12 protein-coding genes are annotated in these 12,550 nt (G+C 64.3%); 7 read left to right on the plus strand and 5 right to left on the minus strand.

Annotated features, from left to right (window positions below; all coding sequences use genetic code 11):
* Positions 1-60: 60 nt before the first annotated feature.
* From KYT87_RS26710 to KYT87_RS26720, 3 genes are all read right to left on the minus strand, one after another.
* Positions 61-1,161, minus strand: coding sequence for an amino acid ABC transporter permease (locus KYT87_RS26710; RefSeq protein ID WP_219991277.1), 1,101 nt, complete (start codon positions 1,159-1,161; stop codon positions 61-63).
* 1 nt (position 1,162) lies between these two features.
* Positions 1,163-2,353 carry an amino acid ABC transporter permease gene (locus KYT87_RS26715; RefSeq protein WP_046803356.1) on the minus strand — a complete coding sequence of 397 codons (1,191 nt, stop codon included), beginning with the start codon at positions 2,351-2,353 and terminating at the stop codon, positions 1,163-1,165.
* Between the two features lie 130 nt (positions 2,354-2,483).
* A complete protein-coding gene (locus KYT87_RS26720; protein WP_046803289.1) occupies positions 2,484-3,500 on the minus strand; it encodes an amino acid ABC transporter substrate-binding protein in 1,017 nt (338 codons plus the stop codon).
* 325 nt (positions 3,501-3,825) lie between these two features.
* On the opposite strand from KYT87_RS26720, the gene KYT87_RS26725 reads away from it, so the two are divergent.
* The 6 genes from KYT87_RS26725 (at position 3,826) to KYT87_RS26750 (ending at position 9,308) form a co-directional block, all read left to right on the plus strand.
* Complete coding sequence (locus tag KYT87_RS26725) at positions 3,826-4,584, plus strand: cell division ATP-binding protein FtsE (RefSeq protein WP_104141708.1); 759 nt, start codon at positions 3,826-3,828, stop codon at positions 4,582-4,584.
* Complete coding sequence (locus KYT87_RS26730; RefSeq protein ID WP_046803287.1) at positions 4,581-5,489, plus strand: ABC transporter permease; 909 nt, start codon at positions 4,581-4,583, stop codon at positions 5,487-5,489. The genes KYT87_RS26725 and KYT87_RS26730 overlap by 4 nt, the downstream gene beginning before the upstream one ends.
* 339 nt (positions 5,490-5,828) lie before the next feature.
* Positions 5,829-6,608: a chemoreceptor glutamine deamidase CheD gene (gene cheD / locus KYT87_RS26735; RefSeq protein ID WP_219991278.1), complete on the plus strand. Its 780-nt coding sequence runs from the start codon at positions 5,829-5,831 to the stop codon at positions 6,606-6,608.
* Positions 6,609-6,729: 121 nt separating this feature from the next.
* Positions 6,730-7,284 carry an RNA 2',3'-cyclic phosphodiesterase gene (gene thpR, locus KYT87_RS26740; RefSeq protein ID WP_219991279.1) on the plus strand — a complete coding sequence of 185 codons (555 nt, stop codon included), beginning with the start codon at positions 6,730-6,732 and terminating at the stop codon, positions 7,282-7,284.
* A 44-nt stretch (positions 7,285-7,328) separates the two neighbouring features.
* Entirely contained in the window at positions 7,329-7,889 is a 561-nt protein-coding gene (locus KYT87_RS26745) for a 5'-3'-deoxyribonucleotidase (RefSeq protein WP_219991280.1), read from the plus strand.
* Between the two features lie 81 nt (positions 7,890-7,970).
* Positions 7,971-9,308 (plus strand): NAD(P)H-dependent oxidoreductase, encoded by a 1,338-nt coding sequence (locus KYT87_RS26750; RefSeq protein WP_104141705.1) that lies wholly within the window; start codon positions 7,971-7,973, stop codon positions 9,306-9,308.
* 66 nt (positions 9,309-9,374) lie between these two features.
* Here KYT87_RS26750 and KYT87_RS26755 read toward each other — a convergent pair whose 3' ends face one another.
* Both KYT87_RS26755 and KYT87_RS26760 read right to left on the minus strand, forming a co-directional pair.
* Positions 9,375-10,121: a FadR/GntR family transcriptional regulator gene (locus tag KYT87_RS26755; protein ID WP_046803355.1), complete on the minus strand. Its 747-nt coding sequence runs from the start codon at positions 10,119-10,121 to the stop codon at positions 9,375-9,377.
* Between the two features lie 37 nt (positions 10,122-10,158).
* The gene (locus KYT87_RS26760) at positions 10,159-10,896 is read right to left on the minus strand and encodes an SDR family NAD(P)-dependent oxidoreductase (protein ID WP_046803282.1); all 738 of its coding nucleotides are present in this window, start codon (positions 10,894-10,896) and stop codon (positions 10,159-10,161) included.
* Between the two features lie 406 nt (positions 10,897-11,302).
* On the opposite strand from KYT87_RS26760, the gene KYT87_RS26765 reads away from it, so the two are divergent.
* Positions 11,303-12,538 (plus strand): branched-chain amino acid ABC transporter substrate-binding protein, encoded by a 1,236-nt coding sequence (locus tag KYT87_RS26765; RefSeq protein ID WP_219991281.1) that lies wholly within the window; start codon positions 11,303-11,305, stop codon positions 12,536-12,538.
* Positions 12,539-12,550 lie beyond the last annotated feature (12 nt).

Raw genomic sequence — 12,550 nt, forward strand, 5'->3', positions numbered from 1 at the left:
GCCTGTACTCCCGTAAATATCGCTGTGCGCGCCCACCGGCAGGCGGGCGCGCGCCAGTGGCTAGCGTTTGTGATCAGTCGCAAGACGTTTTTCAAGCGCCTGACTGTACTTGGACATGGAAAAGCAGAACACGAAGTAGATCGCCGAGATGAACAGGTAGGCCTCTACGCCGAATCCGCGCCATGCCGCATCTGACAAAGCCGCCTTGGCTGCCAGCGTCAAATCGAAGATACCGATGATGACGACCAGCGACGTGTCTTTGAACAGCGCAATGAAAATGCTGACCAGCGGCGGAATCACGATCTTCAGCGCTTGCGGCAAGATGATCTTGCGCATCTGCTGCCAGTAGTTCAGGCCCAGCGAATCGGCGCCTTCGTACTGCCCTTTCGGGATCGCCTGCAAGCCGCCACGCACCGTTTCCGCGATGTAGGCCGCGGCGAACATGATGATGGCGATCTGCGCGCGCAGTAGCTTGTCGATCGAAAAGCCTTCCGGCAGGAACAAGGGCAGCATCACCGACGACATGAACAGCAGGCTGATCAGCGGCACGCCACGGATCAGCTCGATGTACACAACGCACAGCGCCTTGATGGCGGGCATCTTCGAGCGCCGGCCCAGGGCCAGCAGCACGCCGATGGGGAACGCAAAGGCGATGCCGAAAGTGGACAGGATCAGCGTCAGCGGCAGGCCGCCCCAGCGGGCGTTTTCGACGTAGGTCAGGCCGAACACGCCGCCCCACATCAACAGCGCCACGGCGGTCAGGCCGACGGTCCAGATCACTGCCAGCTTCCAGTTCCAGAAACGACGGATGCCGCTGCAAACAATGACCGCCACCAGGATGATGGTGGCGATCAGCGGACGCCATTGCTCGTCGAACGGGTACGTGCCGAACAGGATCAGCCGGTGCTTCTCGATGATGAACGCCCAGCAGGCGCCACCGGAAGCGCGGCATTCCTGGGCGTTGGCGGCGTTGAAGTCGGCCTTGAAGAACGCCCATTCCAGCAGCGCCGGCACCGACATCAACAGGAACCACGCCAGCAGTACCGTGATCAGGATGTTCAGCGGCGACGAGAACAGACGGGATCTTAGCCAGGGCCACGCGCCCACGTGGGTGCTGGGCGGCGGCATGGCTTCGGTGGGGGTATGCGTAGTGCTGCTCATCTCAACGCTCCACCAGCGCGATGCGCTTGTTGTACCAGTTCATGAATATCGAGATCGACAGGCTGACCGTCAGGTACGCGCCCATGATGATGAGGATGCCCTCGATGGCCTGGCCCGTCTGGTTCAGCGTGGTGTTCACGACCGACACGATGTCGGGGTAGCCGATGGCGACCGCCAGCGAGCTGTTCTTGGTCAGGTTCAGGTACTGGCTGGTCATCGGCGGGATGATCACGCGCAGCGCCTGCGGCAGAATCACCAGGCGCAGCACCTTGGCGCGCGGCAAACCCAGCGAACCGGCGGCTTCCCATTGGCCGTTGTTGACGGCCTGGATGCCCGAGCGCACCACTTCGGCAATGAACGCCGACGTGTAGATCACCAGGCCCGCCAGCAACGCGGCGAATTCCGGCGACAGCGTCAAGCCACCCGAGAAGTTAAAGCCCTTCAATGCCGGCATGTCCAGCGTCAACGACGCGCCGCTGACCAGCCAGCCGATGAACGGCAGGCCGATGAGCAGACCGATGGCCCAGCGGCCCAGCGGGAACATGTGGCCGGTGGCTTCGTGGCGCTTCTTGCCGTAGTGGCCCAGGAAGATGATCGCGACGATGGCAAGGCCCAGGCCCGCCAGCATCCAGTCCAGCGAGTTGCCTTCCAGGCCGGGCACTTTCAGGCCCCGGTTGGAGATGAACACGCCGGGAAGCGGGTTGTGCGCCTGGCGCGGACCCGGCATGTTTTCCGTGATCAGCGCGTACCAGAAGAACAGTTGCAGCAAGAGCGGCACGTTGCGCATCACTTCGACGTAAACCGAGGTGATCTTGGCGACGAGCCAGTTCTTGGACAAGCGGCCGATACCGATCAGGGTACCGAGGATGGTGGCCAGCACGATGCCGATGACGGCAACGCGTAGCGTGTTGAGCAGGCCGACCAGGATGGCGCGGCCGTAATCATTGGCGGGGGTGTAGGCGATGGCGGTTTCACCGATCGCAAACCCGGCTTCACGGCTTAGAAAACCGAAGCCCGTGGCGATGTTGCGCACGGACAGGTTATGCAGCGTGTTGGAAACCAGGAACCACACGGCCCAGGCTACCGCGGCCAGCGCAAGCACCTGGTAGACCACGGAGCGCACTCCGGGATCATTCCAGTTCAGCCGCCGGCGAGGAGCCGAAATTGGGGCGTTTCTATTGGAAGTCGTCATGATGAATCTACAGAAGTCGTACACCGGGTGGCAACGCCGGCAAGGCCACGCCCCCCACTCCTGCCGCCCGCTCGGTGGCGGGCTAGGCAAAACGGAGCGCTAAGGCTCCGTTTTGCCGGGCAGCCGTGTGTTAGCGCACCGGCCAGCCGTACATCAAACCGCCTTGCTTGTACGACGCGTTCAAACCACGCTCCAGCTTCATCGCGCTGTTCTTGCCCAGCGTGTTTTCGAAGCTTTCACCGTAGTTGCCCACGTTCTTGATGATGTTGTAGGCCCACTTGTCGTCCACGCCCAGGTTCTTGCCCATGCCCGGGGTCACGCCCAGGATGCGCTGGATGTTGGGGTTGGGGCTCTTGGTCATTTCATCGACGTTGGCCTTGGTGATGCCGTATTCCTCGGCTTCCAGCATCGCGTTCAGCGACCAGCGCACGACGTTGAACCATTGCTCGTCGCCCTGGCGGACCATGGGGCCCAGCGGCTCCTTGGAGAAGTCTTCCGGCAGGATGACGTACTTGTCCGGGTTCTCGAGCGTGGTGCGCGTCGAAGCCAGTTGCGACTTGTCGGTCGTGAAGGCGTCGCAGCGGCCGGCCGAGAAGGCGCGGATGATTTCGTCGTACTTGTCGATCACGACCGGCTTGAATTCGATTTTCTGGCCGCGGAACCAGTCAGCCAGGTTCAGTTCGGTGGTCGTGCCCGGCTGCACGCAGATGGTGGCGCCGTTCAGTTCCTTGGCGCTCTTGACGTTCAGGTCCTTGGAGACCATGACGCCTTGCGAGTCGTAGTAGTTCACGCCCACGCCGATCAGGCCCAGCGTCGTGTCGCGGGTCAGCGTCACGGTGGTGTTGCGGGTCAGCACGTCGACTTCGCCCGATTGCAGCGCGGTGAAGCGTTGCTGCGTGTTCAGGGGCGTGAACTTGACCTTGGTGGCGTCGCCGAACATGGTCGAGGCGATGGCGCGGCACATGTCCACGTCGATGCCCTTGTATTCGCCCTTGCTGTCAGCAATCGAGAAACCCGGAATGCCCGTTGAAACCCCGCATTGGACAAACCCTTTCTTTTTAACGTTATCGAAGGTCGCGCCCGCATTGGCAGCCGAGGATGCGGCAAACAGTGCAGCGCCAATTGCAGCGAGTTTCAGTACTTTCATCGTGATCTCCGTGTGGGACAAATCGAGCCTTGCATCGACCGGGTTGGGCCGACGCATGGGGCGGATGGTAGCGTCCACGCAGCGGCCGGCACATCCGGGAATTCCCTTGAAATTTAGGGACACTGGCGAAATCAATCGGCGTTTTCGTTCGAAAACGGGGACGCCTTTTTTCGATTGCACAGGGTCCGAAGATGCGTTTGTTTCGTTCTGCTCAAAACGTGTCCATCCGGTCACACCGAAACGCTTTTTCACAGCCCGGGCACGAATCGGCTTACGCCCCGATCCTGTCCCCGAGTTACTATTGCGGCTTCATCCGACAGCCGCCATGATCGAATTCCAGCACGTATTCAAATCATATGGTCGCGGCCGAAATATCCTGGCCGACATCAACTTCCGCGTGAGCGCGGGAGAATTCGTTTTCGTATCCGGGCCGTCAGGCGCCGGTAAATCCACGCTGCTCAAGTTGATCGGCGGGTTGGAGCCCGCCAGCCGCGGGTCCATCCAGGTCAACGGGCAACGGCTGGACAAGCTGCCTGCCCGTGCGCGCCCTTACCTGCGCCGCGCCGTGGGCGTCATCTTGCAGGACACGCACCTGCTGTTCGATCGCAGCGCGTTCGAAAACGTGATGCTGCCGCTGGCGGTGCAGGGTCACCCCTGGGATTCGGCCGCCGCGCGCGCCCGCGCCGCGCTGGACAAGGTGGGCTTGTCGGGTAAAGAAGACCTGAACCCCATTGAATTGTCCGGCGGTGAACAGCAGCGGCTGGCGATTGCGCGGGCCATCGTGAACCGGCCCGCCATCCTGATCGCCGACGAACCCACCGCCAACCTTGACCATGACAACGCGCAGCGCATCATGAACGTGTTCCGCGATTTCAACCGCGTGGGCGTCACGACGCTGATCGCTTCGCACGACCAGGAACTGATGGCGCGCTACGCCACGCGCACGCTGCGCATTGACCCGGGCAAGTTCGCCGATTCGCACGGCCCGTCGCAACCGCCCGACGCCGGGCAACCCGCCGCCGCCACGCCGCGCACCGGCAGCCGCGCCGAACCGGGCATGGGCTTTCCGGGAGAACCGGCATGAACGCCTGGCTGCGGCAACACCGCTATGCGTTGATGGTCACCGTGCGACGTCTGGCCAAACAACCTTTTTCGTCCTTGGCCAACCTGCTGGTGATGGCACTGGCGCTGGCTCTGCCCTTGCTGGGCAGCGCCATCCTGGTGTCCGTGCAACCGGTGGCGCGCGAAATGTCCGTCACGCCCGAAGTCACCGTGTTCATGCGCGTGGACGCCCCCGCCGGCGCGGCCGCCGATGTGGCCAAGCGCATCAAGGACGACTACCAGGCCGACGTGCGCGCGGTGCGCGTGGTGGGGCGCGACGCCGCCCTTGCCGACCTGCGCGCCAACCCGGCGTGGCAGCAGGCGCTGGCCGTCCTGCCCGGCAACCCGCTGCCGGACGCCGTGGTCGTCACGCTGGCCGACGGCGACAACCTGGCCGGACGCGCCGACAAACTGGCCGCCGACTGGAAACAATGGAACCACGTTGACCTGGTGCAGCTTGATAGCGCCTGGGTGCAGCGGCTGGAGGCCATTCTGCGCTTTGCCCGAATCGGCCTGGGCTTTTTGGCGGCCTGCGTGGCCGTGGTGGTGCTGGCCACGGTGTTCAACACCGTGCGCATGCAAGCGCTGTCGCAACGCGAGGAAATCGCCGTCGCCCGGCTGGTTGGGGCCACGGAATCCTTCGTGCGGCGCCCGTTCCTGTACCTGGGCGCACTGTCCGGCGCCGTGGCGTCGCTGCTGGCGATCGGCGTATCGGCCATCGCCCTGTCTCCCTTGAACGAGGCGCTGCTGGGGCTGGCCCGCAGCTACGGCGCCGAGTTCGCGCTGCACCTGCCCGGCACGCCGGTGCTGGTGGCTGCCGTGGTGGCTTCGGCCGCACTGGGCGCCTTGTCGGCGCGCTGGTCGGTCACGCGCAGCACCCGGTTCTAAAAGCGCCCTGCCCAATCTCTAAAGCTACGTATAAAGCCGGAACGTCCCCGTGATCCGGGGAAAGACCGCGCGCGCGCCTGTGTACGATGATTTCCAGGCGTCGTTGCTGACGCCCGCCCGCGCCGCGGCGTCATTCGCGTCGTGGCGGGTCGCCGCCATGGAGGCAAAGCGCGTTATGAATCAGGGACGTATCGTTCGCCGCCGTTACAAGCATTTCCCCCGTTGTCTCGCGGGATATGTAAGAATAAAGCGAAATTTTTCTATACTTTTTGAAACATTCAACGTTTTGCCGAGCACCGTCCTTCGTGTCCCAATCGCCGTTCTTGCCTGATAAGTCCCATGGTCTCCCGTCTTGAAGCCCGTGCAACGCGCCACTATTTCGATAGCGCGTTCCAGTGTCAGGCGGTGAAGGTACTCCCCAACGAGTACTACGTCACCGACGAAGACCTGATGATTTCGACCGTACTCGGGTCGTGTGTTGCCGCCTGTATTCACGATCCGGTTACCGGCGTGGGCGGCATGAACCACTTCATGTTGCCGGAAGGCGACATGCAGTCGCCCGCCTCGGCGACGATGCGCTACGGCGCGTTCGCCATGGAAGTGCTGATCAACGAATTGCTCAAGGCCGGCGCCGTGCGCGACCGCCTGGAAGCCAAGGTGTTCGGCGGCGGCGCGGTGCTTAGCGCCATGCAGCAAATGAACATCGGCGAACGCAACGCCATCTTCGTCTTGAACTATTTGAAGATGGAAGGCATTCCGGTCAAGGGCAAGGATCTGGGCGACGTGCACGCGCGCCGCATCAATTACTTTCCCCGCGATGGCCGCGTGATGGTGCGCAAGATGGCGCCGCACCACCAGCGCGCCGAAGAAATCATCGCCAAGCGCGAACAGGCCGCCGCCCAAAGCGTGCAAGCCAAGACGCAAACCCCGCAACGCGTGGAACGCTTCACCCGCCCAGGCGTCGAGCGCTTCGATGCGCCCGCCCGAACGGGGGTGGAACGATTCGACAAGCCGGCGCGACCCGGCGTGGAACGTTTTGATCGCCCGGCGCGCCCGGGCGTCGAACGCTTCGACACCGCGCTGTCGCGCCTGCGCAAGTCGGAAAACACCGGCAGCTGATCCATCGCCCGACGCCCGTCCGAAAGCGCGGGGCGAGGGGCGCTCGGCGCAGGTTGGACGGCGCAGGTCGGACGGCGAACGGCAGACAGCAGACCGCAGACGGCGCGCCTACAATCGGCGCATGTCCACCGTCCGCCTTTTCTACGCCCTGTGGCCGTCACCGCAACTGGCAGCATCGCTGGCCCAGTGGGCGCAAGCCGCCCGCCCCGCTTGCGGCGGCCGCGTCATGCGCACCGAGACGCTGCATCTGACCCTGGCGTTTCTGGGGCCGGTCGAGGCGCAATTGGCCGATACGCTGGCCGCCGCCACGCCCGGCTATGGCATCGCGCCGGGCGAGGTGCCGCTGGACCACCTGGGCGTCTTCCAGCGCCCGCGCATTCTGTGGGCCGGGCCGCGTGACACGCCGCCCTCGCTGCAAGCGGTGCACGACGATCTGTGGCAACGGTTGGCGGGCTACGGTCTTGCCAAGCCACCCCAACCCTTTCGCCCCCACGTCACGCTGCTGCGCAACATCGAACACGCGGAGCCCCCTCCGCGCCCGTCCGCCGACGCCGCTGATGGCGCCCGAACACCGCTGATCTGGCGCTATGACCGCCTGGTGCTGGTGGCTTCGGAGTCTCTGTCGGGCGGCAGCCGCTACCGGATCGTTGCCCAATCCCGGCCGCTGGACGCATAGCCGCGCTCTGGCACAATCGCTGGGTTGCAACCCCTGGGATCGCCATGATCATCCTGCTGGACCAAGACGGCGTGCTGGCCGATTTCGAACACGCGTTCATCGACGCCTGGCGCGTGCGCCATCCCGATATCGCCCCCATTGAATTCGAAGACCGCAAGTCCTTCCACATCCGCGAGGACTATCCGCCCGAACTTCGCGGCATGGCCGAAGCCATCTATACGGCGCCCGGCTTCATCCGCAACTTGCCGCCCGTGCCCGGCGCCCTGGAGGCCGTGCAGGAACTGCTGGCCTTGGGCATGGACGTGCGCATCTGCACGTCGCCGCTGTCGCAGTTTGAAAACTGCGTGGCCGAAAAGTACTTGTGGGTCGAAAAGAACCTGGGGCGCGACGCCACCGCCCGACTGATCCTGACCAAGGACAAGACGCTGGTGCACGGCGACCTGCTGATCGACGACAAGCCGCATATCGAAGGCGCCGTGAAGCCGCGCTGGAAGCACATTCTGTTTGACGCGCCCTATAACCGCCAGGTCGCCGACCGCCCTCGCGTTACCTGGAAAAACTGGCGCAACGTGCTGGCGGGCGAGCTCTATACGGCGGACGAATGAGTCCGGGCGGCTGCTGTTCAGCCGTCATGATTTAGGACTATTCTGTGTTGGCTGTACCCCCACCCCGGAGGAGCCCGCACCATGAATCTGTACCGTCTGCTCAAGCAGCGAGAAGCCGATCACAAGCCGTTGCGTGTTGCATTGCTGGGCGCCGGAAAGTTCGGCGCCATGTTCATGAGCCAGGCCCCTCGCACGCCGGGCATGCGACTGGTGGCGGTGGCGGATCTGGCGCCCGATCGCGCCCGCGCGGCACTGACACGGGTAGGTTGGCCGGCCACCGCGCTCAATGCCGCCAGCACCAATGACGCCCTGAAAAACGGCAAGGTCTTCTTCAGCGACGACCCCCTGGCCGTCATTGCCAGCCCCGAGGTCGACATCGTCATCGACGCCACCGGGCAGGCCGCCGCCGGCATCACCCACGTGCTGGCCTGCTGCGAATACGGCAAGCACATCATCATGGTCAACGTCGAAGCCGACGCCCTGGCCGGCCCGCTGCTGGCGCGCCGCGCGCGCGAGGCGGGCATCGTCTATTCGCTGGCCTATGGCGACCAGCCCGCGCTGATCTGCGAGATGGTGGACTGGGCGCGCGCCGCCGGCTTTGAAGTCATGGCGGCGGGCAAAGGCACCAAGTACCTGCCGGAATTCCACACCTCGACACCCGACACCGTCTGGCCGTACTACGGCTTCACCGCCGAAATGGTGGCCGCCGGCGACTTCAACGCGCAGATGTTCAACAGCTTTCTGGACGGCACCAAAAGCGCCATCGAGATGGCGGCGGTGTCCAACGCCACGGGGCTCTTGCCGTCACCGTCCGGCCTGCACTTTCCGCCTTGCGGCGTGGACGATCTGGCGCGTGTGCTGCGCCCGCGCGAGGACGGCGGCATCCTGCATCACCGGGGCCAGGTGGAAGTCATTTCATCGCTGGAACGCGACGGCCGCCCGGTGTTTCGCGACCTGCGCTGGGGCGTGTACGTGACGCTGGCAGCCGACAGCGACTACGTGCGCCGCTGCTTCCAGGAATACGGGCTGGTCACCGACCCCAGCGGCAACTACACCGCCATGTACAAGCCGTATCACCTGATCGGCCTTGAGCTTGGCATCAGCGTGGCCAGCGTGGGCTTGCGGCGCGAACCCACCGGCGCGCCCGCCGGCTGGCACGGCGACGTCGTGGCCACTGCCAAGCGCGACTTGCAGGCCGGCCAGATCCTGGATGGCGAGGGTGGCTACACGGTGTACGGCCGGCTGATGCCGGCGCGCGATTCAGTCGAAGAAGGCTATCTGCCGCTGGGCTTGTCGCATCAGGTCAAGCTCAAGCATCCGGTGCGGCAGTCGCAGGCGATTCGCTGGCGCGACGTGGAATATGACGAGCGCTCGACGGCGGTGCAGTTCCGGCGCGAAATGGAGCAGACCTTCGCGTAGCGGCGGCCGAAAAGGGTGGCCCGACACGGGCGAAGCCAGCGCCGTTGCGCGTCACCGCCGCGCCGCTTACACCGGCGCCGGGCGCTCGGCCTGGAACAAGCGAAGCCGGTCCGCTGCGTTGCGCAGATGCTGTTCGGCGGCGCGGCCGGCGGCGTCGGGGTCCGAGCCTTCGATGGCCACGAAAATGGCCTGGTGCTCGCTTTGCACGGCGGCCATCCGTTCGGCATAACGGCGCGCCGTGTTGTTGCGCGCGCTGCGGATCACGCGCCGCACATTCGCTTCCAGATAATCATTCAGCGACACCAGATGCGGGTTGTGCGTGGCCTGCACGATGGCCTGGTGAAACTGGTAGTCCTCTTCGTCGCCCAGCTTGTCGTTGATCAGCGCGTATTCCATGCCGACCAGCGCCTGGCGCATCTTCTTCAGGTCTTGATCGGTGCGCCGCTGCGCCGCGTAGCGCGCGGCGGTGACCTCGATGGACAACATCAATTCCAGGATGTGTTCCAGGTCTTCGGTGTCGCCGGGCGTGGGCGCGGCAATGCGAAACGCGTTGCGCTGGAAGTTGGGGTCCACGAACACGCCGCTGCCCTGCTGCGACGTGATCAAGCCCTCGGACTTCAAGCGCGCCAAGGCCTCGCGCACCACGGCGCGGCTGACCGAATAGGTTTCGGTCAGCTGCTTTTCGGTGGGCAGGCGGTCGCCGGGGGCTAGCACGCCCTGGCGTATCTGTTCGGCCAACGCATCGCCCAAAGCTGCGGAAAGCGAGCTCTTGGGCGGGTTGCGCGGCGTGTCCTGATCGTGATTCGTCGACATGGGAAATCGGGAAAAGGTGATGGCGGCGTCCTTCACTTTAAGCGATGTAGATGCCGCCGTTGACCTGCATGACTTCGCCCGTCACGAAACCGGCCAGCGGGGAACACAGGAATGCGATGGATCCGGCGATTTCCTCGGCGGTGCCGAAGCGGCGCAGCGGCGTGCTTTCCAGCAGATGCGTGCCTTTCTGGCCGATCAGGTCGTGCGTCATGGACGTGGCGATGATGCCCGGAGCCACCGCGTTCACGCGGATCTGCGGCGCTAGTTCCAGCGCCAGGCTGCGCGTGAAGCTTTGCACCGCGCCCTTGGACGCGGAATAGGCCGCGTGCGCGTAGCTGCCGCGCTGCGCCGCCAACGAGGTCAGCAGCACGATGGACCCGTTGTGGCGCAGGTGGCGCTGGGCGGCGCGGCACACGTAGAACGTGCCGTCCAGGTTCACGCGCATCAGCGTGCGCCACGCCTCGTCGCTGGTGTCCTTGACCAGTTGTTCGGGATAGATGCCGGCGCAATGCACCAGATGGTCCAGCCCGCCAAAATGCTTGGCCGCCGCCTCGAACACGCGCTCGCATTCATGCGACACCGACACGTCCAGCGCATGTGTGTAGACGCGCTGGCCCGTCGGGTCCAGTTCGGCCGCGATCTCTTCCAACCGCGCGCCGTCGATATCCGTCAGCACCAACCGGGCGCCGTGGGCGGCCATCAGGCGCGCCGTTGCCAAGCCGATGCCATTGCCCGCGCCCGTGATCGCGGCCACCTGCCCTTCAAATGAAATCATCCTGTCTCCAGCGTGTGTAAGTGGGCGCGCCTTGTGTCTCGGCCGCCCGGCACTGTGATTGAACTCCTCAATCCGCCGCTTGACACGAGAAAAACGCTTGCCCTATTATTTATCAGACAACTTAATAAAGTTACCTGACAACTTATCCGGAAAGCGTAAATCAAGTCGCGTTTTCAGGCAAGCCAGTCAGAAAAAACAAAGGCCGAAGCGCCGCAAAAACAGGACGGAGACAACAGGGCGGACACCCCCGGCAGCACGACGGTGTTCGTCCCCATCTTGCGATATCCCCTTCCCCGATTTGCTCGTTCACGGCCATGGAATAGGCGCCACCAAGCGCGCTTGCTAGGGCGGTCGCACGCATCTTTACGTACGCACACACCACTCCCGTTCCACGGAGGAGACACGCATGAAATTGGCTTTCACTACCGGCCTGCTGTGCCTGGCCGGCATCGCCGCATCGGCGCACGCCGCACCCGTCAAGGTCGGCCTGATCGAGACGCTGTCCGGCCCGCAGGCCTCGACCGGCCTGATGTTCCGCGCCGCGGTCAAATATGAGCTGGACCGCATCAACGCCGCCGGCGGCTGGAACGGCCAGCCGCTGGAATTGGTCGAGTTCGATAACCAGGGCGGCCCGGTGGGCGCGTCCGACCGTTTCCGCGCCGCCGCCGCCGAAGGCGTGCAGGTGTTGGTGCAGGGCTCGTCGTCCGCCATTTCGGGCCAACTGACCGAAGACGTGCGCAAGCACAACCTGCGCAACCCGGGCAAGGAAGTCGTCTTTCTGAACGTGGGCGGCGAAGCGCTGGAATTGACCGGCCAGAAGTGCCACTTCTATCACTTCCGCTTCACCACCAACGCCGATTTGCGCGTGAAGTCGCTGGCGTCGGTGATGTCGGCCGACGGCACGCTGGGCAAGCGCGTGTACGCCATCAACCAGAACTATTCCTGGGGCCAGGACATGGAAGGCGCCACCGAGCGCTTTGCCAAGCAGTACGGCTATGAAGTGGTGGGCAAGACGCTGCACGAAGTCAACAAGATCCAGGACTTCGCGCCCTACGTGGCGCGCATCCGTTCCGCCACGCCCGACACCGTCATCACCGGCAACTGGTCCAACGATCTGCTGTTGCTGATGAAGGCCACGCAATCCGCCGGCCTGAAAGTGCGCTTTGCCACCGTGTTCCTGGACCAGGTGGGTAACCTGGCCAACGCTGGCGACGTGGCCCTGGGCCACTACATCGCGCACCCGTACAACATCGAAGCCGCCGGCGACGAAGGCGCCAAGTTCGCCGAGGACTACAAGTCCAAGACAGGCCACTACCCCAGCTACACCGAACCGCAGACCGTCATCGGTGTGCGCTTCCTGGGTGAAGCGCTAAAGCAGGTCAAGCCCAAGGACGGCAAGCTGTCCGTGCCGGACCTGGCGCTGGCGCTGGAAAAGGTCACCTACACGTCTGCGCTGGGCACCTACACGATGCGCGCCGAAGACCACCAGGTGCAGCTGCCGATGGTGGTGTCCAAGGTCAGCAAGAACGCCAAGTACAAGGCCGACGGCACCGACATGGGCTTTGAGCCCGTGAAGGTGCTGGCGGCGGCGGACGTGTCCGCCCCGGTGCAGGCCACCTGCAAGATGCAGCGTCCGCAATAAGACGCCAGGCAA

The sequence above is a fragment of the Achromobacter sp. ES-001 genome, assembly GCF_019448355.1.
GTDB lineage: Bacteria > Pseudomonadota > Gammaproteobacteria > Burkholderiales > Burkholderiaceae_B > Achromobacter > Achromobacter spanius_B.